Here is a 21479-nt window from a genome sequence, read left to right as displayed (position 1 = left end):
CCCGTATCGTCCAACTCACCAGAAGCGTCCGAAACGGTACGCGCCATCGACACACTCGCACCGACGCCACCCGCACCATGCCCCAGCCCCGACATCGCACTCGGATCATTGCTCGTATCTGCCGGCTCAGATGCAACTGGAGACGGCGCGACCGAGACGTCAACCGGCTGCCAGTCACCATTCACCCTGGTACGAGAGGGGACAGCATCCACCGTCATCTTCGACAAACCATCCGGCTGCGCGTACACCGTGACCCACGGGGAACGGTCGCTCAGCACCTCGACCTCACGACCGCAGTCCACGGCCAACGCGGCAGCATTCGTCGCGGTCGCCGCGACACCTTCCGCGCACGCCGCGGCATTAGCAGGCTGGTCCCACGGACGCACCGCCACGACCGCACCAGTAGCGACCAGTGCGAGCGCCAACGCGCCCGTCAGCAACGGACGTCGCCGCACCCAACCCAACACACGAACCATCGACAGCGACGAATCCGAACACGCCACGCGCACCCCACTACTCACGCCAAAACCCGCGCCCAGCGGCGGGGCCCATCACTCCGCTCTCAGCGCCAGCGCGACATGACCCGGGGGGATCCTGACCAACATCCGATTCCTGAGTGTCACCACAGAGGAAACTGTGAGCTAGATGTGCATCATCACACACGAATGCCCCACACACGCAATCGACACAGCCCTGATCTGCGTTCACTTCGGCGGCCACTCCGCCGCATCCTCATCACCATCGGGTGGGCGATCTACGCCAAGGTCAGCGGCTCGCTCGAGCAGCGCGCCGGCGAACTCTACGACCGCGCGGGTGGTGGCCCCGCGGTGCGGCCCGAAAGTGACACCGCAACGAGTACGGCGGCGGAGTCCGCCGAGAAGGCCGCGGCCCGTCAAGAACTGCGCGACGGCCTCACCCCCGAGCAGCGCAAGATGTTCGACGACCTCGACAACCGCTAACCCGCAAGCCTATCCCCCCGCCCTGCGCGACCCTCGACCCCGCGCGCCTGGCATGCTGTTCGCATGCGCAGAGACGTCACGAGCCGAATCGAACTGAGCGTCACCGAGCCCGCCGATCTGGTGTTCGCCGTCGGGGTCTCACGACACTACGAGCCGACCCATGAAGAGCTCACCGCGACGGTCGACGGCGTGCCGTGCGAGGTGACGAACATCCGCGACGTGCACGGCACTCGCCTGCACCGCGTGCAGCCGAGTACTGGCGCTTTCGCGCTCGAGTACAGCGCAAGCATTCTGGGCGCGGGTGCCACGGCAACGGCATCCGATGTCGACCCGATCGTGTACACGCGGCCCAGCCGCTACGCCGAGTCCGATGCTCTCGCCCCGACGGCCGCCGCCGAGTTTGCAGGCATCGACGACCCCGCCGATCTCGTCGCCGCGGTGTCTTCGTGGGTGGGAACGCGTCTCGCATACGTCTCGGGTTCGTCGCTCCCCACCGACGGCGCGGTGCGCACCTTGCTCTCGCGCACCGGGGTGTGCCGCGACTACGCGCACGTGTGCGTCGCACTGTTGCGCGCCCTCGGCGTTCCGGCGCGCCTCGTCTCGGTGTACGCGCCCGGGCTCGACCCGATGGACTTCCACGCCGTCGCCGAAGCGTGGGTCGACGGGCACTGGAGGGTGATGGATGCCACGACCCTCGCGCCCCGCGACACCCTCGTACGCATCGCCACGGGGCGCGATGCCGCCGACACGGCGTTCCTCACGGTCATGTCGGGCCGCGCCGACCTGCAGAGCATGACCGTCACCGCCGTCGCCGACGAACTGCCCGACGACGTGACGCGTCTCGTCTCGATCGCGTGAGGCGCCCCGATCAGGCCGTCTGCGCCGCCTGTCGCTCGGCTGCCTCGACGACGTTCGTCATCAGCAGCGCCACCGTCATCGGGCCCACTCCCCCGGGGTTCGGCGAGACATAGCCCGCGACCTCCCGCGCATCGGGGGCGACATCGCCCGAGACGACCGACTTGCCGGTGGCGGCATCCGTCTCACGCGTGACTCCCACGTCGAGCACCGCGGCGCCCGGCTTGATGTCGGCGGCCTGCACGATGTGCTTGACCCCGGCGGCGGCGACGATCACGTCGGCCTGGCGCAGGTGCGCACCGAGGTCGACGGTGCCGGTGTGGGTGAGGGTGACCGTCGCGTTGTACTCACGCCGCGTAAGTAGCAGGCCGATCGAACGCCCGATCGTGACACCGCGCCCGACGACGACCACGTGCTTGCCGTTCAGGCTGTAGCCGTTGCGCTCGAGAAGCTCGATGACTCCGCGCGGCGTACACGGCAGCGGCGAGGTGATCGGCGAGTTGACGTTGAGCACGAGGCGCCCGAGGTTGGTCGGGTGCAGGCCATCGGCATCCTTGTCAGGATCGATGCGCTCGAGGATCGCGTCGGTGTCGAGGTGTTTCGGCAGGGGCAGCTGCACGATGTAGCCGTGGCACGCGGGGTCGGCGTTGAGCTCGTCGATCAGCGCCTCGACCTCTTCTTGCGTGGCGTCGGCCGGCAGTTCGCGCTGGATCGAGTTCATCCCGATCGCCTCGGACTGCTTGTGCTTCATCCCCACGTACAGCTGCGACGCGGGGTCGGCGCCCACGAGCACCGTCGCGATGCCGGGCGTGATCCCCCGGGCCTTCAGCGCGGCGATGCGCTCGCGCAGTTCGTCCTTGATGGCGGCGGACGTCGCGCGCCCGTCGAGAATCTGAGCGGTCATGCGTTGCCGTCCTCCGCGCTACTGGGCGAGGCCCGGGTAGAGGGGGAAGGCCTCGGCGAGGGATGCCACGCGGGCGCGCAGCGCGTCAACGTCGGCATCCGGCAGCAGGGCGAGAGCGATGATGTCGGCCACCTCGGTGAACTCGGCGTCGCCGAAGCCGCGGGTTGCCAGCGCCGGCGTACCGATGCGCAGGCCCGAGGTCACCATGGGCGGGCGCGGGTCGTTCGGCACGGCGTTGCGGTTCACGGTGATGTGGATCTCGTGCAGCAGGTCTTCGGCCTGCTTGCCGTCGATCGCCGCATCGCGCAGGTCGACCAGCACCAGGTGCACGTCGGTGCCGCCCGAGCGCACGGCGATTCCTGCGGCGGCGACGTCGGGCTGCGACAGACGCTCGGCGAGGATGTGCGCACCGCGCACGACGCGCTCCTGACGCTCGGCGAACTCGGGGGTCGCGGCGAGCTTGAACGCCGTCGCCTTCGCGGCGATGACGTGCATCAGCGGGCCACCCTGCTGCCCCGGGAACACGGCCGAGTTGATCTTCTTGGCGATGTCGGCGTCGTTGGTGAGGATGAAGCCCGAGCGCGGACCACCGATGGTCTTGTGCACGGTCGACGACACGACGTGGGCGTGGGGCACGGGGTTCGGGTGCTGGCCGGCGGCGACGAGACCGGCGAAGTGGGCCATGTCGACCCACAGCAGCGCGCCCACCTCGTCGGCGATGGCACGGAAGGCGGCGAAGTCGAGCTGGCGCGGGTACGCCGACCATCCGGCGATGATGACCTTCGGCTTGTGCTCGAGGGCGAGGCGGCGAACCTCGTCCATGTCGATCATCGAGGTCTCGGGGTTCACTCCGTACGCGACGATGTCATACAGGCGACCCGAGAAGTTGATCTTCATGCCGTGCGTGAGGTGCCCACCGTGGTCGAGCGAAAGACCCAGCAGCGTGTCACCGGGGCGGGCGATGGCGTGCAGCACGGCGGCGTTCGCGGATGCACCCGAGTGGGGCTGCACGTTGGCGAACTCCGCGCCGAACAGCGACTTTGCGCGCGCGATAGCGAGCTCTTCGGCGACGTCGACCTCTTCGCAGCCACCGTAGTAGCGACGTCCCGGGTAGCCCTCGGCGTACTTGTTGGTGAGCACCGAGCCCTGCGACTGCAGCACCGAGACGGGAACGAAGTTCTCCGAGGCGATCATCTCGAGGTAGCCGCGCTGACGCGCGAGCTCGGCGTCCAGGACGGCCGCGATCTCGGGGTCGACCTCTGAGAGCGGGGCATTGAAGTACTGATCGGTCATGGCGATCTCCTTGGCAGCGGGTTCGAATACGGGTCCGTCGCTTCGCGGCGGAACTCGTCGGTTGAGCGATGTATCGAGACCCGGCCCAGGCGTGCGGTCGAATGCCTTTGTCAGCCGCTCCCCGGTGGGTACCCACCTCAACGCCAGTCGCGACCCTCAGAGCATATCGGATAGGCTGGGATCACGCCTTTTGTTAGGACTCTTTACTTGCAGGTCGCCGTTGACCCACTCTCGGGTTGCGTCGGTCAGAATGGAGCCATCGTGTCAGCATCCATCACTCCCGAGACTCTGGCGCTCGTGCCTGTTCCGGCCGCGCTCGAGGTCACGGGCGGCACGGGCTTCGCGGTGACCTCCGCCACCACGGTGTCAGGACCGACGGATGCCACGACCGCCGCCCTGTCGGCGATCGCCACTCGCACGGGCGTCACCCCGGTGGTCGCCGACGGTGACGCGGCGCTCACCCTCGCGATCACCCCCGGCGGGGCGCCCGAGTCGTATCGCTTGGAGGCGGCATCCGATTCGATTCGCATCGTCGCTGCAGATGCGGCGGGCCTGTTCTACGGGGTGCAGACGCTGGCGCAGCTGCTCACGCGCACCGGCGACGGATGGCACGTGCCTGCCGTCATCATCGACGACGCCCCACGCTTCGCATACCGCGGGGTCATGCTCGATGTCGCCCGACACTTCCACCCCGTCGCCACCGTGAAGGCATACATCGACCGAGCGGCGAGCCTGAAGTTCAATGCCCTGCACCTGCACCTGACCGACGACCAGGGCTGGCGCATCGAGCTGCACTCCCGGCCCGAGCTGACGGCCCGCGCGAGCGGCACGTCGGTGGGCGGCGATCCGGGCGGCTTCTACACGAAGGCCGACTACCGCGAGATCGTCGAGTACGCGGCATCCCGCCACATGATCGTGGTACCCGAGATCGACATGCCCGGCCACACGCACGCCGTCGGCCTTGCCTACCCCGAGCTGATCGAAGAGCCGGTGCTCAGCGACCACATTCACGAGGTCGTGAAGACGTACGGCGGTGAGCTTCCGCGCAACGGTACCCCGTACGACGGCATGGCGGTCGGATTCTCGTCGCTGAAGATCCACTCCGAGGCGACATACGACTTCGTTGCCGACGTCTTCGGTGAACTCGCCGGCGAGACGCCCGGCCCGTACCTGCACCTGGGCGGCGACGAGGCGCTGGGCACTGACCCCGCGGACTTCGCCGCGTTCGTCTCGCGCGCGAGCGCGATCATCGCCGACCTCGGTAAGACGCCGGTCGCGTGGCACGAAGCCGGCGCCGCGGCCGGGCTGCACGACGAAACCATCGGGCAGTACTGGGGTTTCGTGACCCCCACCGACGGCATGGACGACAAGGCGCGCGCGTTCGTTCGCGCCGGCGCGCAGCTGATCCTCTCGCCCGCCGACGCGATCTACCTCGACATGAAGCCCGATGCCGACTCGCCCCTCGGTCTGGTGTGGGCGAACGGCCCGACGAGCGTCGAGCGCTCGTACGCCTGGGAGCCGTCGGACGTGATCGGCGGGATCACCGATGCCGACATCCTCGGGATCGAGGCGCCATTGTGGACCGAAACGGTCGCGACCGCGCGCGACATCGACCAGCTCGCGTTCCCCCGCATCGCCTCGGCCGCTGAGGCGGGGTGGTCGCCCGCGACCGGCGCTCACCCCGAGCGCACGTGGGAATCGTTCCGCGCCCGCGTCGCCGGACTCGGGCCGCTGTGGGCGCGCATGGGCGTGCAGTTCGACGCTTCGTCAGAAATCGACTGGGTGACCGAATGAGCACACTCGTCCACTCCGCGCAGCTCGTCGACGCCGGCCAGCTGCACGACGACGCGTGGGTGCTGTTCGACGGCGGGCGTGTGGCCGGCCGCGGCGCCGGCCCCGAGATGCCCGCCGCCGACGAGAAGATCGATGCGACCGGCCGGATGCTGACGCCCGGACTCGTCGACATCCACTGCCACGGAGCGGGGGGCGCGTCGTACGACGCGGGCGGCGACGACATCGCGACCGCCCGCGCAGTCCACCGTGAACACGGCACCACTTCGTCCCTGATCTCCCTGGTGACGGCGTCCGTCGACGACATGGCCCGGCGGGTGGCGGCGATCGCCGACCTGTCCGCCGCGGACGCGACGATCCTGGGCTCACACCTCGAGGGACCGTTCCTCGACCCCGGGCACAAGGGTGCGCACACGGCAGAGCTCTTGTGCACGCCCGACGCCGCATCCGTCGAGAAGCTCATCGAAGCGGGCCGCGGCACGCTTCGCCAGGTGACCATCGCTCCCGAGCTCCCCGGCGCCATCGAGGCGATCGAACGGTTCGTTGCTGCCGGCGTGACGGTGGCGATCGGCCACACCGATGCCGACCACGACACCGCGCAGCGCGCGTTCGACGCGGGAGCGAGTGTGGTCACCCATGCGTTCAACGCCATGCGCGGCATCCACCACCGCTCCCCCGGCCCCGTGGTCGCCGCGCTGCGCGATGAGCGCGTCACCCTCGAACTCGTCGCCGACGGCGTGCACGTCGACCTCGGCCTGATCGCCGTGGTGTTCGCCGCCGCCGGTGCCCGTGTGGCGCTGGTGACCGACGCCATGGCCGCCGCGGGTGCAGGGGACGGATGCTACGACCTCGGCGGGCTGCAGGTCACCGTCACCGACGGCGTCGCGCGACTGCAAGCCGGCGGCGCGATCGCAGGGTCGACGCTGACACAGGATGCCGCGCTCCGCCGCACCGTCGCTGCCGGCGTGCCTCTCGAAGTCGCCTTGCACTCCCTCACTGCTGTTCCCGCGCGGGCCGTTGGGGCGAGCGATGTCGGTAGCCTCGAGGTCGGATGCCGCGCCGACGCAGTGCTGTGGGACGCAAACCTTCGCGTCACGCGCGTCTGGAGCGGCGGCGTCGAAACGCTCGGGGCGGCGGGCTAAATCCACGGCGCAAAATGCCTTGCACGGGCGCAAAGTGATGGGGCCGTCGCATCCCCCGATGCAACGGCCCCTACTCCCCCCAGAGTGGTGATGGCCCGGTCCCTCCCCCGAGTTTCCGGCCCATCGGCGGGCTGCCCGCTGGAACGCCCCCTGGCATCGAACAGCCTCTCCTGACCATGAGACGGGGTCAATCGTGTTCTATTACGCGACTTCGCAAAAGTTTTTCTTCTGGTCCGTCCACGCCCGCCCTGGCGAAACTGAACGTTCACCGTAAGAATGGAAGACCCGCGTGATATCCGCGGATGTGTGACGTCTCTTGGTCGAACAGGCGTACAGCAATCCCCCGCAGACCGGAGAACCCCGTGCCCGACAACGACGCGATCCTCGACCGCGAGGCCGCGCAGCTCGCCGACGCCGATCTGGTGCTTCGCACCCGGTCAGGCGACAGCCGCGCGTTCGGCGAGTTGTGGCAGCGCCACTACCGCTCGGGCATCACCGTCGCGCGCAACGTGTCGCCCGGCACCGATGCCGACGATCTCGTACAAGAGGCGTACACGCGCATCTACAAGTCGATCCTCGCTGGCGGTGGCCCGACGGGTTCCTTTCGCGCGTATCTGTTCACCAGCATCCGCAACACCGCCGCAGCGTGGGGGCGCTCGAACCGAGAGACAGCACTCGACACGCTCGACACTGTCGAAGATCCTGCGTCCAGCGAGCAGGCGACCGCAGAAGCGCTCGACCGCAGCCTGACCCATCGGGCCTTCAAGAGCCTGCCCTCGCGCTGGCAGGAAGTGCTCTGGTACTCCGAGATCGAGCGCATGAAGCCCGCCGAGATCGCACCCCTTCTCGGGATGAAAGCGACCGCTGTCGCCCAGCTCACCTTTCGTGCGCGCGAGGGTCTGCGTGAAGCGTGGATCCAGGCGCACCTGCAGTCTCTGGAAGACGGTTCGGACTGCCAATGGACAACCGAGCAGCTGGGCGCCTACGCGCGCAACAATATCGGCGCGCGAGACCGCGGCAAGGTCGACGCGCACCTGAAGGAGTGCGCGCGGTGCACCATCGTCGCTGGTGAAGCTCACGAGGTCGGCAATCGGCTCGCCCTGGTCCTGCTCCCACTCACCGTTGGAGTGGCGGGCACCGCAGGGTACCTGGCGTCACTGCAGGGCGCCGGAGCGCCCGTCGTCGCGCTCGCCGCGATGCCCTCCTCGGTCATCGATGGCGCCGTGAACGCCGGCGGCGTCAGCGCGGTTCCCGTCGCCGATCCGTTCGCCGGGGTCACCGTGACCGGTTCCGGCGGCAACACGGTCGGCGGCACGGCATCGACGGGCGCAGCCGCCGGCACCGCTGGCGCGACTTCGAGCATCGGCGCCACTGTCGGTCTCGTCGCTGCCGGTGTCGTCGTCGTGGCGGCGGTCGCGGCATCCGCTCTCTCCCTTCCTTTTGTCCCCACCAGCGAAGCGAACGGAGCTTCATCAGCGGATGCCGCAGCCGCAGCACTCCCCTCGATCACCCTCGACGACTCGGACACGAAGAAGGCAGCAGCCGCCCCGGTCGAAACGGTCACCGACGAACCACCCGTGGCGGAGCCCGCCCCCGACACAGTGCCGCCGGTGACGCCCACGCCCGATGCCGCCGCTCCCGATCCGGTGACCACGCCAGCGACGGAATCTGCTCCCCCTGCCGATCCCGCGCCTCCTGTGGCGCCGGGCTCGGCTCCTTCCGAGCCTGCAGAATCGGAAGGAGCGCCGGTTCCGGATCCCGACCCGGCGCCAACTCCTGACCCGGAGCCGAGTCCCGACCCTGCGCCGAGCCCCGAGCCAGACCCGACCCCGACTCCGGACCCCACGCCGTCACCTGACCCGACACCGACCCCGGACCCGACACCGACCCCGGACCCGACGCCCACGCCGGACCCGACGCCCACGCCGGACCCGGCCCCCGTCGACCCGGACCCCGTCGACCCGGACCCCGAGTCGGCGCTCCCGTCCGGCACGCCGCAGGTCGCGCGCGCGACGGCCACGTTCTCCGGCTCGCGCCTCACGCTGGCGATCCCCGTCAGCGGAGAAGACGGCGCCACCGTTCGCGTCAGTTTCGACGGAACCGCTCTCGGCGACGTCGTCCTCGACGGCGGTGAAGCCACCGTCACGGTGCGCCCGACGCTGAGTCACCTGCTGCGCAACGCAAGCTTGTCACTGCAGTATGTGGCGGGCGACGAGGCTGGCCCCACGCGCACCGTGCCGCTCAGTTCCGTCGTCAGCCTGCGCGATCTGATCGACGCGCTGCGCGACTGAAGCCTGCGCCACCTCCGCGTCGTCACCCGCGAGGCACCGTGCCCGCGGGCGCCGGCCCCATGACCTCGTAAACTGGAAACCATGCCCGACTCCGTCGCACCCGAACCCGCAGCATCCGCTTCTTCGCCCGCGCCGGGCATGCGCGCTCCGCTGTCGGGAGTCGACATCTTCGCCTTCGTGTGCGAGCTGTTCGCGTTCGTCTCCCTCGCCATCTGGGGATTCGCATCGTGGCCCTTCCCCTGGAACGTCGTCGCGGGCATCGGGGCACCCGTTCTCGCGATCCTCGTGTGGGCACTATTCGTCTCACCGCGCGCGGTCTTCGCCGTTCACCCCTTCATCCGGGCGCTCGTCGAGATCCTCGTCTACGTGTCGGCCACGATCGCGTGGTGGAGCCTCGGCTACGCCTGGATCGGCCTCGGCTTCGGCGTGATCGCCGTCACCGCGGGTGTGCTCGCCGGACGACGCCGCTTCGCATGAGCACGCGCGACGTCGTCGAGCTGCTCACCGCCGCACTCGGCGACCGCGTCGACATCACTCCGGCGTCGAGAGAATCGGCCCGGGCCGACAAATCCGGCCACGCGGCAACCGGCACGCCACTCGCGGTGGTGCACGCCGAATGCGTCGAAGACGTGCAGACGACACTGCGCATCGCGACCGAGACCGGCACACCCGTCGTCACGCAGGGAGCACGCACCGGGCTCGCCGGCGCGGCCAACGCTGGCAAGGGTGAGATCGCCCTGTCTCTGCTGCGCATGAACCGCATCCTCGAGGTGCAGCCTGACGACCTTATTGCCGTCGTCGAACCCGGAATCATCAACGCCGATCTCAACGACGCGTTGGCACCGCACGACCTGTGGTGGGCCCCTGATCCGGCCAGCCGCGCGATCTCGACGGTCGGCGGCAACATCGCCACCGGCGCGGGCGGACTGCTCTGCGCAAAGTACGGAGTCGTCCGCGACGCAGTGCTCGGCGTCGACCTGGTTCTTGCCGACGGGCGCCTGATGCGACTGGGCCACCGTACGGTGAAAGGCGTCACTGGGCTCGATCTGACGTCGCTCGTGATCGGCTCCGAGGGAACCCTCGGCGTCGTGGTCGGCGCGACATTGAAACTTCGTCGCCGCATCCCCGGCGCAGTCGCAACTCTCGCGGCGACGTTCGCCGAGGTGAGCAGCGCCGCGCGGGCCTCATCGGCCGTGACCGCGTCGGGCGTGCAGCCGGCGATTATGGAGTTGATGGATGCCGCGTCCCTCGCCGCCGTCCACGACCTGATGGGTCTAGAACCACCGCTACCTGGTGTCGCGCAGCTGACGATCCAAACCGATGGCACCTCTGCGCTCGACGATGCTGAAGCGATCGCCACGATTCTCGAGCAGCACGGTGGCAACGTCGCCCTCTCGCACGACGCCGACGAGGGCGAACGTCTGCTCGCGGTGCGTCGCTCGATGCACCCCGCCATGGAACGACTGGGCACCACGCTCATCGAAGACGTGTCGGTGCCGCGCAGCGCGCTGCCGGCCATGTTCGACGAGATCGCACGCGTCGAACGCGAACACGGCGTGATCATCCCCACGGTCGCGCATGCCGGCGACGGCAACCTGCACCCGAATTTCATCTTCGACGCGACACCCGACGAGGCAGGAATCGTCGACGTCCCCGACCACATCTGGGCCGCCGCCGACGACTTATTCACCTCTGCCCTGCGCCTGGGCGGCACGCTCACCGGCGAGCACGGAGTGGGCGTCCTCAAGAGCCGGTGGCTGGCCGCCGAACTCGGCGACGATCAGTGGGAACTGCAGCGCCAGATCACACGGGTCTTCGACCCTCGCGGCATCCTGAACCCTGGCAAGGTGTTCGTCCGATGACCCGCGAACCCGGCGTGGTGCGGGTGACCGCGATGGTGGTGAGTGACGAGCACCGCCGAGCACTCGTGGTGCGCAAGGTGGGGGCATCCGTCTTCCAACAACCCGGAGGCAAGCCCGACGTCGGCGAAACCGCCCTGCAGACCGGGCTGCGCGAACTCGCCGAAGAAACCGGGCTCGTGGTCGACCCCGCCGACGCGCTCGCGCTGGGCACGTTCACCGACGCCGCAGCGAACGAACCCGGTCACGTGGTGATCGCCGAGGCGTTCGCGGTGCGGGTGAGCGGAGTCACCGCCGTCGCGAGCGCCGAGATCGCCGAGCTGCGGTGGATCCTCGAGAGCGAAGTGGATGCCACTCCCCTCGCCCCGCTCAGCCGCAACCATCTGATCCGCCACGCCTGGCGCGACGCCTGACGCGCGCCCGGCGCCTGCCGCCTGCCGCCCGTCCGCCTGCCGCCCGCCGCCCGTCGCCCGCAGCCCGCAGCCCGCAGCCCGCCGCCCGCAGCCGCCCGCCGCCGCTGCCGCTGCCGCTGCCGCTGCCGCTGCCGCCTGAACCTAACTCCTGAGATCGGGGTCGACTCCCGTACCGGACCCCGCTTCGCGGGCGCGAAGCCAGCCGTTTTCAGGAGTTGCGACCGCGCGACGCCGGCGACACCGGCGCGGTGGCACGGAACGCAGCGGAGCCCGGCGACACGCGTCCGCGACGAACGCCGCCGCGACGCCCACCGCGCGCCCCCGCCGCCGACGCCCTAACTCCTGAGATCGGGCGCGACTCGCCCACCGAAGCCCCGTATGCGGACGCTCAGCCGTCGATTTTCAGGAGTTGCGGCGCAGGAACGGCGACACGCGACGGCGGCGCAGGGACGGCAGCAGGAACGGCGGCGCAGGAACGGCGGCGCAGGAACGGCGGCAGGCGACGGCGGCGCAGGAACGGCGAAACGTGCCAAGAAGGAGGGGCTTAGATCCCCTGCCAGGCCGGCTTGTTCGCGAAGGTGTAGCGGTAGTAGTCGGCGTTCGCGAGCTCGGCGGCCGCTGCCTCATCCGCCACGACGGTCACGTGCGGGTGCAGCTGAATGGCAGATCCGGGGACGGATGCCGTCACGGCACCTTCGACAGCCGCGGCGACAGCACGCGCCTTGCCGGCACCGAACGCCAGCAGCACAAGATGCTTGGCGCGCAGAATCGTGCCGAGACCCTGCGTGATGCAATGGCGTGGCACGTCGTCGACCGAGTCGAAGAAGCGCGCGTTGTCTTCACGCGTCTGCTCCGTCAGCGTCTTCACGCGCGTGAGTGAGCCGAACGACGAGCCCGGCTCGTTGAACCCAATGTGTCCGTCGGTGCCGATGCCGAGAATCTGCAGGTCGACGCCGCCAGCTGCGGTGATCGCACGCTCGTAGTCCTCGCCGGCGTGCTCGATGCCGTCGAGCGAGCCGTCGGGAACGCGGATGCGCGCGGGGTCGAGCCCCAGCGGCTCGATCACCTCACGGCGGATCACCTCGCGGTAGCTCTCGGGGTGCCCCGGCGTGATGCCGACGTATTCGTCCAGCGCGAAGCCGCGCACGCGCGAGACGTCGACGCCGTCAAGGAGCGCGGGAAGCGCCTCGTACACCGGCAGCGGGGTCGAGCCCGTCGCAAGACCGAGCACCACATCGGGGGTCGTCCGTACGAGGCGAGCGATCTCTTCGGCGACGAGCGCGCCTGCGGCCGCCTTGTCGGCGACGATGATGACCTCAGCCATGCGCGAGGACTCCTTCGGGGGTACGGGCCTCGCCCAGCAGCGCGGCACCGAGAGCGGCGGCCGGCGAGCCGAGCGGAAGCAGAGCGACACGTTCAGACAAGCACAAAGAACGCAGGAACGGGGATGCCGCGGCACTGGCATCGAGCTGTGCGCGAATGTCCGACAGCAAGGCGTCGCCGAGGTTCGTCACGCCGCCGCCGAGCACGACCGTGTCGACATCAACGGTGAGCACCAGCACGCGCACGGCAGCTGCCGCACCCGCGGCGAGGCCAGCACGAAGCGACTGCGCGAGCGGGTCGCCAGCGTCGGACGCGTCGAAGACATCCTTCACGGGCAGCGCGGCGCCGGTTCCCCAGCGCTGGGCGATCGCCCCGCCACCGGCGAGCGCTTCGATGCAGCCGTGCTGACCGCAGCGGCACAGGGGGCCAGCCGGATCCACCGAGATGTGGCCGACCTCCCCCGCGCTGCCGTGGCGACCGCGAGCCAGAACACCGTCTTCGACGATGCCTGCCGCGATACCGGTGCCCAGGTTGAGATACGCCATCGACGACAGCGACTGCGACGCGGCACCGTGCAGCGCATATGCACCGAGCGCGGCGGCCTTGACGTCGTTTTCGACGTACACCGGCAACGACAGCACGGGGCTGATCGCCGCGGCGAGGTCGAGGTCATCGATGCCGAGGTTCACCGCGTGAGTCACGCGCGTGGTGCCGGGCATCACCTGGCCGGGAATCCCGATGCCGATCGACGTGAACGGTGCGGCACCGGCATCCAGCGACTCCCGCAGTGCACGCACTGCTTCGAGCACCGTGGCGATGACCGCCTGCGGGCCCTGGCCGGTCGCCAGGCGCACCCGCGCGACAACCGTTCCGCTGTCGTCGACGGCGACGGCGTCTGTCTTGGTGCCGCCGACGTCGAGCCCAACCCTCATCGGCCGGCCTCCCCACGGGAGGCGGCTGTGTCTTGCGTGCCCATCAGCCCTTGACCGCTCCCGAGACGAGACCACCGGTCATGCGGCCCTGGACGATGAGGAAGAAGATGATCACGGGGATGGCGATCATGGTCGATCCGGCCATCACGGCGCCCCAGTCGGTGGAACCAGCGACGCTGGAGGACTGGAAGGCGTTCAGCCACGGCATGAGCGGCAGGTTGTAGCCGTTCATGAGGAGCAGGGCCATCGTGAACTCGTTCCACGACTGGATGAAGGCGAAGATACCGGTCGAGACCAGACCCGGCGCCAGCAGCGGGAAGGTGACCTTCCAGAACGCCTGCGACTTGGTGCAGCCGTCGATCATCGCGGCCTCTTCGAGGTCGGCCGGCACTCCGGCGACGAATCCGCGCAGCGTCCAGATCGTGAAGGGGATGACGGATGCCAGGTACACGATCCCGAGTCCGAGGAACGTGTTGATCAGACGCCAGTCGTCGATCATGCCATAGATGGTGAACATCATGGCTTCGCCGGGGATCATCTGCACGACCAGCACCGAGATGATGAAGCCACGACGACCCTTGAAGTGGAAGCGCGCGATGGCGATCGAGGCGAGGAACGCGAACAGCAGTGTGGCGATCAGCACACCGCCGGTGACCGTGATCGACGTCACGATCGCGTGCTGGAAGTCGGTCTGGCCGGGGGCGGCCTCACGGTTCCACGCGGTGATGTAGTTCTGGAACGTCAGGCCCAGGGGCAAGAAGTCGGGGTCGCGGCTGACGATGTCGCTGTTGGGGGTGAGCGACATGTTCACCATCCAATAGACGGGAAACACGCTCAGCAGGAAGATGATCGCCGCGGCGATGTTCAGCGCCGTGCGGTAGACCACACGCTTCGCCGAGGGCCGGCGCGCGTCGATCGAGCGCTTCTTGGGGGTCTTGGCCTTTCCGACCTCGCCGACGAGTTCGTCGACGCCGACCGTGCCGAGCTGAGTCGACGTCGTAACTTGAGTGCTCACAGCTCCTCCTCCTTGAGCGTGGTACGGACGTAGCTCCAGGACAGGGCCAGCAGCAGGATGACCATGACGACACCGATGGCCGATGTCGCGCCGAACTCGCCAACGCCCTGACGGAACAGGTAGGTGCCGAGCACGTTGGTTTCAGAGGCGAGACCGCCGCGTTCTTGCAGCGCGTACACCTGGGTGAAGATGCGAAGGTTCCAGATGACCTGCAGCACGAGCACCACTGTGAGCACACTGCGCAGGTACGGGAACACGATGAACCAGAAGCGCTTCCAGGGGTGTGCTCCGTCAAGGGATGCCGCTTCGAGCACCTCGGCGGGAACCTGGCCGAGTCCGGCGTAGGTGGTGAAGGCGACGAACGGGACCGACTGCCACACGATAATGATCGTCAGGACGAAGAAGAACGACAGCGGGTTGAGCAGCCACTGGTGGCCGATCCACTCGGGGTCGCCGGTGATGGCGTTGAGGATCCAGTTCGCGATGCCGTACTCGGTGTCGAAGATCCATCCCCACACCGTGGTGGCCACCAGCTGGGGCATGGCCCAGGCCAGCAGCAGTCCGACGGAGACAACGATGCGCCACACGCGACTTAGGCGCGTCATGAGCACCGCGACCAGGACGCCGAACGTCATGATCAGCACGGTGAGGACCACCATGAGCGTGAGGCTGCGCAGCAGGACGGCCGGGAAGTCGGACTCGGTGAACAACTCGATGTAGTTGTCGAAGCCGACGAAGCCGGGGAGCGTCCCCTGAACCTTGTTCTTGACCGTGTAGTCGGTGAAGGACTGGATGACCATGAGTACGGCGGGGTAGCCGACCATGACGCCGAGGATGATGAGCGACGGGGCAAGCAGCGTCCAACCGCCGCGTGCTTCGCGACGGCGGCGAGCCTTATCGCGTTCGCTCAGCTGAGCGCCGGGGCGTTGCGCCTTGGAGGTGCGAGCGCCTGCGACGAGGGTGCGGGTTTCACTCATGTCGCCTCCTCTCTGTGATGAAGCGGATGGGGGGAATAAGCGGCAGGGCACGGCGAGGCGCCCCCGCGACGGGGAGGGGGTGGACCGACCTCCGGGACAAGCGCAGCGCCGATGTCTGAGCCTGTCCGAGACGGCGGTCCCGAAAGGGAGAGGGAAGAGCGGGTCGGGGGCTCCGTAGGGACGAAGCCCCCGACCCGTTCGGATCAGTCGTTCAGGATCGCTTCGATCGCCTCGTCGAGCGCGGTTGCGATCTCGGTGACGTCGCCGCCCTCCGCGATCTTGACGAGCGCGTCGGGGATCAGCTGAGCGGTCTCAACCTCGGACCAGTTCGGGCTGGCCGGGGTGCCCTTCGAGTTGGCCAGAGCCGCAGCCTGTGCCTGAGCGACGGGGGTGTCGGGCAGGTACTGTGCGGCCGAGACGATACCCGGGGTCAGGCTCTGCTCTGCGAGGAGCTTCTGGTAGTCCTCGCTCAGCATGATCTCGAGCGCAGCCTTGGCCTTGCTCGGAGCCTCGCTCTTGGTCGCGACGGCGACGTTCGAGCCACCGGCGAAGATCGGAGCGGTCTCACCGGCGGTGAGGCCGGGGAGTGCGAACGCGCCGAGGTCCTTCGCGTAGGTGTCGGGGCAGCCCTCTTCGTTCACGCCCGCGGCGTCGTCCGCCCACGGCCATGCACCCGTGAGGTTGCCGGCAGCCCATGCGGGGCTGGAGATGAAGCCAGCCAGTCCGTCACAGAACGCGACGTTGGCCTGCAGCTCGTTGCCGTCCGACGGAGCGTTGGTGGCGTTCTCGTAGACGTCCTGCAACATCTCGAGTCCGGCGATGCTCTCGGGGCTGGAGAACTGCGCGTCCCACGTGTCGCCGTCCTGAACAGCGATCTCGCCGCCGTTGGCCCAGATGTAGGGAAGAGCGTTGTACCAGTCCTTACCGGGGGCGTAGATGCCCGAGACGGTGTCGGTGGTCAGTTCCTTACCCGTGGCGACGTAGTCCTCGAGAGTCGCGGGGACCTCGTCGACAAGCATCGGGCTGTAGAACACGACGCGGCCACCTGCGTAGTAGGGAGCAGCGTAGAGCGCGCCCTCGTAGGTGCCGGCGTCGACGAGACCGCCGAGCAGGTCGTCGCCGCCGAGGTCTTCCTTGATGTCGGTGATGTCGAGGAACAGACCGGCGTCAGCGAAGCCGAGCGCCTGCGTGTTTCCGACCTCAACCACGTCGGGTGCGTCGTTCGACGACAGCGCAGCCTCGTACGTGTTCGACACGTCGTCCCACGTCTTCTGCTCGATGGTGAGGGTCCAGCCCTCGTTCTCCGACTCGAACGTGTCGACGAGGTACTCGCGCGCGGTCTCGGGCGTGTCAGCGCCGACCAGCCACACGGTGATGTCGCCGGTTTCCGGCTCCTCCGGTGCGGCCGCGGTGCCGCCTGCGCAACCGGCGAGGACGACCGCCGAAGCGCCGACGAGCGCGAGGGCTCCGAGCTTCTTGTTCATGTTGCTTCCTTCTTCTCTTGGTGTTTCCGGGGACCGGGTGGCCCTTCCGGGGGGATGTGCCTGGCAAGGCCCACCCAGGGGGTTTGTGGGGTGTGTGCGGTGCTATGACACCCCGAGTTGTCCGGAGAGGACCATGACGGCAGCGCCGCGCAGGACGATGTCCTGGCCTTGCTCCGTCATCCGCACGCGCACGCCGTCGTGGAACTGGGCGAGCGTACGAGTGCGGAGAGTCTCGACGGCTTGCGCCGCAAGCGGCCCGTCGAGAAGTTCAGTGGGGCCGGAGAGCACGATCTCCGACACGTCGAGAGCACCGACGACCGGGGCCAGGGCGATGCCCAGCCGCTCCCCCGCGTCGCGCAGGATGCCGTCGTGCTCTTCGGGAGTGGATGCTTCGGCGAGGCGCGCCGTGAGCGCGGGAACCGACAGCCAGGCCTCGAGACAGCCGACCTTGCCACATACGCAGGCGGGGCCACCGTCGGTGCCGACCGTGACGTGGCCGATTTCACCGGCGGCAAAACGCGCGCCGCGCATGGGCTGACCGCCGGCGAGCAGACCCGAACCGACACCGCGGCCGACCTTCACCAGCAGCACGTCGGCACCGGAGCGCCCGAACGTGTACTCGGCAAGCACTGCGGCGTTGGCGTCGTTTGCGACGAGCACCGACAAACCGAGCGCCTTCTGCAGCGAGCCTTCGAGGTCGAAGCCCGCCCAGCCGAAGTTGGGGGCCGTGAGGATCACACCGTGGTCATCGACCACACCGGGGGCGCCGACGCCCACGCCCAGAACCGGAGCGTGCGACTCGGCCACGAGCTCGCTGGCCAGCGCGATCACGGTGTCGACGACCGCGTCTGCCTCGGGCAGCGCCACCTCACGGCGGAACACGATGTCGCCGTCAAGAGTGAGAACGGCACCGATGATCTCGTCGCTGCCCGACAGGTCGATACCGACGATGCGGTGGCCGTCGCGGTCGAGGTCGACGAGCATGGCGGGCTTGCCGGGCCCCGAGGCCTCGCGCATGCCGATCTCGGCGATGAAGCCGTCGGCGATGAGTTCGGCGACCAGATCAGAAATGGTCACGCGGGTCAGCCCCGTCTCGCGCGAGAGATCGGCGCGAGACATGGCACCCTGGTGGAAGAGCGTCTGCAGCACAAGCGAGCGGTTGTGACCGCGAGCGTGCTCAGGAAGCACCTTGACGCCCTGCCGCAGTGCACGTCCCGGCGCGAAGGCGCGGGCGCTGGCGCTGGGGGTGTGGTGCAGCGGCTCCAGAGTGGAAGGGCCGCCGTGCGCTTCCGTTGTCATGTTTGTTAGTAGACCTTACGAACAAACACACCGCAACCCCTGAATCGAATTTGAACGGCGTGTTTACAAAACCGTTACATTGAGCGACTCTCCGTGAAACTCCTGCTCAGACGCCGCACGTTCGCATTCTGAAAGGTTTCCCCAGCCCCGGTGCCTTACCATGGACGGAACGTCAATGACTAACCGGGGGTGCATCGTGACGGATACCGTCACCCGATCAGAGGCCGAAAACACCGAGCCTCCCACGGCCTCTGGCGACCCCGAAGCCGCGACCCAAACCTACGAATGGGCGCCCGCAGAACCCGTCGTGAAAAAGCGCCGCACCGGCCTGTGGGTCGGGATCGGAATCGGCGGCGCAGCGATCCTCGGCACCGTCGCGGCATCCCTCATCCTCATCGCTCCCGGAACGACCATCGGCGGCGTCTCGGTCGGACTCATGACACCCGGGGCCGCAGCCGACGCTCTCAACCAGCACGTGGCATCGACGACCGTGGTTCTCGCGGGCGACGCCGACGGGGCAGAAGTGACCGGCGCCGACCTGGGCGCGTCGGTAGACGCCGCGACCCTTGCCGATGACGCCTTCGCCGCACACCCGATGTGGAACGTCACCGAGTGGTTCACTGAAACCCCCTCCCCCACGGTCACGATCGACGCCGAGGCAGCCGCATCGACGCTGCACGCCGCAGCCCCCGAGATCTACGTCACCCCGACCGACGCGACTCTCGCCTTCGACGCCGAATCCGCGGCATACGTCACGACACCGGCCGTTGACGGCGCGGGCATCGACCCGACGATTGTTCTCGCTGCACTGCAGGACGCTTTCGATACCGGGGCAACGACCGCCGAGGTCGATGTCACTACGGTTGCCGTCCCGCCGCTCACCAGCACCGAAAGCGTCGAGACCACCGCCGACACGCTCAACGGCATGCTCTCGCGCGCAGGCTTCTACATCGGCGACGAGCGGGTCGTGCCCATCAAGCGCGCCACCGCCGCGTCGTGGCTCACGGTGACCCCCAACGGCGACGGAACCTTCGCGATCGCCGCCGACTCCGCAGCTATTCAGGATGTCGTCGACGGTCTTGCTGAGAAGGTCAACCGCGACGCCGTCGATGCAACCGTCATCACGAACTCCGACGGCGGCGTGATTCGCACCGTCACCGAGGGTGTGACCGGCCGAGCGCTCGGCGACACGTCCGGCGTCGCCGACGAGTTCGCCGCGCAGCTGGCCTCGGGTGACGCCGTGTACGAACTGCCCGCGAAGACCACGGACTTCGAGACCACCTCGCTGTCGCGCCGCATCGAGGTCGACCTGGGCGACCAGCGCACCTACCTGTTCGAGAACGGCAAAGTCGTGAAGTCGTACGCGATCTCGTCGGGCAAGTCCGCGACGCCGACCGCGACCGGCTATTACAAGATCTTCGCGCACGTGCCGATTCAGGACATGGGATGCTACGAGGGCGCGCCCTACTGCACCGAAGACGTCAAGTGGGTCACGTGGTTCAACGGCGATCAGGGCTTCCACGGCACGTACTGGCACAACAACTTCGGCACCCCGATGAGCCACGGTTGCGTGAACATGCCCGATGAGGTGGCCAAGTACGTCTACGACTGGGCCCCCGACGGCACCGAGGTGTGGGTTCACGCCTGACATCCACCGAGACGCCTTGGGCTGAGCCCGGGGCGTTTCGTCTGCCCCGAGAGGACCCGATGTTCATCGCCCTGACCAACACCCCCCGCGACTACGCCTGGGGGTCGACCACCGCGATCGCCGAGTTCCGCGGCGTCGAGCCGAGCGGTGCCCCTGAGGCCGAACTGTGGCTGGGCACGCACCCCGGTTCGCCGACGCACACCGGCACGGTCGTGCCCGAACTGCGCCGCACGCACGACACGCTGCAAGAGTGGATCGCCGCCGAACCCGCACGTCTGCTGGGCGAGGCCATCGGCGCACAGCGCAACGATCTTCCCATCCTGCTCAAGGTTCTCGCGGCCGCGAGCCCGCTCTCCCTTCAGGTGCACCCGACGCCAGAACAGGCGACGGCGGGTTTCGCAGCGGAAGAAGCCCGCGGCATCCCGATCTCTGATCCCTCGCGCAACTACAAGGACCCCTTCCCCAAGCCCGAGATCATCGTGGCGGTGAGTGAGCGGTTCGACGCCCTGTGCGGGTTCCGCCCCGCCGACGAAGTCGCCGCGCTCATCGACACGCTGCGCGAGAGCGGCGACGACGCGTTCACCAGGCTGGTCGAGATCCTCGCGGACCCCACGCGTGTGCAGGACGCACTGACCTGGCTACTCGCGGGCGGCCCCGCCGTCACCGCCACCGTCGACGCACTCACGGCGCTGGCTTCGCGCGACAACGTCACAGATGCGGCGCTGGCGACGACCTGGCAGACCGTCCGCGAGGTGTCGCAGCACTACCCCGGCGACCCCGGTGTCGTCGTGGCCGCGCTGATGAACCGCGTCTCGCTTCGCCGAGGCGAAGGGCTCTACGCCCCCGCTGGACTGCTGCACGCATACCTGTCGGGCCTGGGCATCGAACTGATGACCGCGAGCGACAACGTGGTGCGGGGCGGCCTCACGCCCAAGCACATCGACACCGACGAACTGGTGCGCCTGCTGTCGTTCGATCAGGGCCCCGCGACCCTGCTCACCCCCGAAGTCGACGGCGCGGTCACCGGCTACACTCCCCCGGCCCCGTTCTCGATGCTCCTCGTCGACGGCGACGCTGTGGTCACCCCCACCGGGCCGGCGATCGTCCTCGCCGACAGCGATGCCGTCACGGTCGAAGATTCCGCCGGAGTGAGCATGACGATCCCGCGCGGCGACGCCGCGTTCGTCTCAGGCGATGTCACCTCGCTACGCGTGAGCGGCCCCGGGCGCGCATGGGTGGCGATGGCGCAGGCGTAGCCTGAAAAGCAAAGTGGGGCGGATGCTGCAGCATCCGC

19 protein-coding genes and 1 riboswitch are annotated in these 21479 nt (G+C 68.5%); of the genes, 10 read left to right on the top strand and 9 right to left on the bottom strand.

Features of this window, described 5'->3' with window-relative positions; translation table 11 throughout:
* Positions 1–521: hypothetical protein (locus ON062_RS12705; RefSeq protein ID WP_274647524.1), on the bottom strand; the 521-nt coding region annotated here is incomplete at its 3' end.
* 144 nt (positions 522–665) lie between these two features.
* Here ON062_RS12705 and ON062_RS12700 point away from each other — a divergent pair.
* Together ON062_RS12700 and ON062_RS12695 are read left to right on the top strand one after the other, a co-directional pair.
* Positions 666–959: a hypothetical protein gene (locus ON062_RS12700; protein ID WP_274647523.1), complete on the top strand. Its 294-nt coding sequence runs from the start codon at positions 666–668 to the stop codon at positions 957–959.
* 63 nt (positions 960–1022) lie between these two features.
* A complete protein-coding gene (locus ON062_RS12695) occupies positions 1023–1817 on the top strand; it encodes a transglutaminase family protein (RefSeq protein ID WP_274647522.1) in 795 nt (264 codons plus the stop codon).
* A gap of 10 nt (positions 1818–1827) precedes the next feature.
* Here ON062_RS12695 and ON062_RS12690 read toward each other — a convergent pair whose 3' ends face one another.
* Both ON062_RS12690 and glyA read right to left on the bottom strand, forming a co-directional pair.
* On the bottom strand, positions 1828–2718 hold the full coding sequence (locus ON062_RS12690; RefSeq protein ID WP_274647521.1) for a bifunctional methylenetetrahydrofolate dehydrogenase/methenyltetrahydrofolate cyclohydrolase: 891 nt from the start codon (positions 2716–2718) through the stop codon (positions 1828–1830).
* Between the two features lie 18 nt (positions 2719–2736).
* The gene (glyA, locus tag ON062_RS12685) at positions 2737–4011 is read right to left on the bottom strand and encodes a serine hydroxymethyltransferase (protein ID WP_274647520.1); all 1275 of its coding nucleotides are present in this window, start codon (positions 4009–4011) and stop codon (positions 2737–2739) included.
* Between the two features lie 76 nt (positions 4012–4087).
* Positions 4088–4172: riboswitch (ZMP/ZTP riboswitch) on the bottom strand.
* Between the two features lie 100 nt (positions 4173–4272).
* Here glyA and ON062_RS12680 point away from each other — a divergent pair.
* The 6 genes from ON062_RS12680 to ON062_RS12655 all read left to right on the top strand — a co-directional run bounded on the left by ON062_RS12680 (position 4273) and on the right by ON062_RS12655 (position 11507).
* On the top strand, positions 4273–5805 hold the full coding sequence (locus ON062_RS12680; RefSeq protein WP_274647519.1) for a beta-N-acetylhexosaminidase: 1533 nt from the start codon (positions 4273–4275) through the stop codon (positions 5803–5805).
* Positions 5802–6944 (top strand): N-acetylglucosamine-6-phosphate deacetylase, encoded by a 1143-nt coding sequence (nagA, locus tag ON062_RS12675; RefSeq protein WP_274647518.1) that lies wholly within the window; start codon positions 5802–5804, stop codon positions 6942–6944. The genes ON062_RS12680 and nagA overlap by 4 nt, the downstream gene beginning before the upstream one ends.
* Before the next feature lie 362 nt (positions 6945–7306).
* Complete coding sequence (locus ON062_RS12670) at positions 7307–9235, top strand: sigma-70 family RNA polymerase sigma factor (protein WP_274647517.1); 1929 nt, start codon at positions 7307–7309, stop codon at positions 9233–9235.
* An 81-nt stretch (positions 9236–9316) separates the two neighbouring features.
* Positions 9317–9712, top strand: coding sequence for a YrdB family protein (locus ON062_RS12665; RefSeq protein WP_274647516.1), 396 nt, complete (start codon positions 9317–9319; stop codon positions 9710–9712).
* Complete coding sequence (locus tag ON062_RS12660) at positions 9709–11097, top strand: FAD-binding oxidoreductase (RefSeq protein ID WP_274647515.1); 1389 nt, start codon at positions 9709–9711, stop codon at positions 11095–11097. Before ON062_RS12665 ends, ON062_RS12660 begins: the two co-directional genes overlap by 4 nt.
* Positions 11094–11507: an NUDIX domain-containing protein gene (locus ON062_RS12655; protein ID WP_274647514.1), complete on the top strand. Its 414-nt coding sequence runs from the start codon at positions 11094–11096 to the stop codon at positions 11505–11507. The genes ON062_RS12660 and ON062_RS12655 overlap by 4 nt, the downstream gene beginning before the upstream one ends.
* A 544-nt stretch (positions 11508–12051) precedes the next feature.
* Here ON062_RS12655 and ON062_RS12650 read toward each other — a convergent pair.
* From ON062_RS12650 to ON062_RS12625, 6 genes are all read right to left on the bottom strand, one after another.
* The gene (locus ON062_RS12650; protein ID WP_274647513.1) at positions 12052–12831 is read right to left on the bottom strand and encodes a glucosamine-6-phosphate deaminase; all 780 of its coding nucleotides are present in this window, start codon (positions 12829–12831) and stop codon (positions 12052–12054) included.
* Complete coding sequence (locus ON062_RS12645; RefSeq protein ID WP_274647512.1) at positions 12824–13762, bottom strand: ROK family protein; 939 nt, start codon at positions 13760–13762, stop codon at positions 12824–12826. The genes ON062_RS12650 and ON062_RS12645 overlap by 8 nt, the downstream gene beginning before the upstream one ends.
* 43 nt (positions 13763–13805) lie before the next feature.
* On the bottom strand, positions 13806–14777 hold the full coding sequence (locus ON062_RS12640) for a carbohydrate ABC transporter permease (protein WP_274647511.1): 972 nt from the start codon (positions 14775–14777) through the stop codon (positions 13806–13808).
* Complete coding sequence (locus tag ON062_RS12635) at positions 14774–15754, bottom strand: carbohydrate ABC transporter permease (RefSeq protein WP_274647510.1); 981 nt, start codon at positions 15752–15754, stop codon at positions 14774–14776. The genes ON062_RS12640 and ON062_RS12635 overlap by 4 nt, the downstream gene beginning before the upstream one ends.
* Before the next feature lie 203 nt (positions 15755–15957).
* Positions 15958–17238, bottom strand: coding sequence for an extracellular solute-binding protein (locus ON062_RS12630; RefSeq protein WP_274647509.1), 1281 nt, complete (start codon positions 17236–17238; stop codon positions 15958–15960).
* A 102-nt stretch (positions 17239–17340) separates the two neighbouring features.
* A complete protein-coding gene (locus tag ON062_RS12625) occupies positions 17341–18537 on the bottom strand; it encodes an ROK family transcriptional regulator (protein WP_274647508.1) in 1197 nt (398 codons plus the stop codon).
* Between the two features lie 196 nt (positions 18538–18733).
* Between ON062_RS12625 and ON062_RS12620 the strand changes: the two genes are divergently transcribed.
* The gene (locus ON062_RS12620) at positions 18734–20185 is read left to right on the top strand and encodes a L,D-transpeptidase (protein ID WP_274647507.1); all 1452 of its coding nucleotides are present in this window, start codon (positions 18734–18736) and stop codon (positions 20183–20185) included.
* Between the two features lie 59 nt (positions 20186–20244).
* Positions 20245–21441, top strand: coding sequence for a mannose-6-phosphate isomerase, class I (gene manA / locus ON062_RS12615; RefSeq protein WP_274647506.1), 1197 nt, complete (start codon positions 20245–20247; stop codon positions 21439–21441).
* The last annotated feature ends 38 nt before the right edge of the window (positions 21442–21479 follow it).

The organism is Microbacterium sp. C7(2022) (genome assembly GCF_028823665.1).
Taxonomy (GTDB): Bacteria; Actinomycetota; Actinomycetes; order Actinomycetales; family Microbacteriaceae; genus Microbacterium.
Note: the sequence above shows the minus strand (reverse complement) of the source record. Positions and strands in the feature narration are given on the sequence as shown.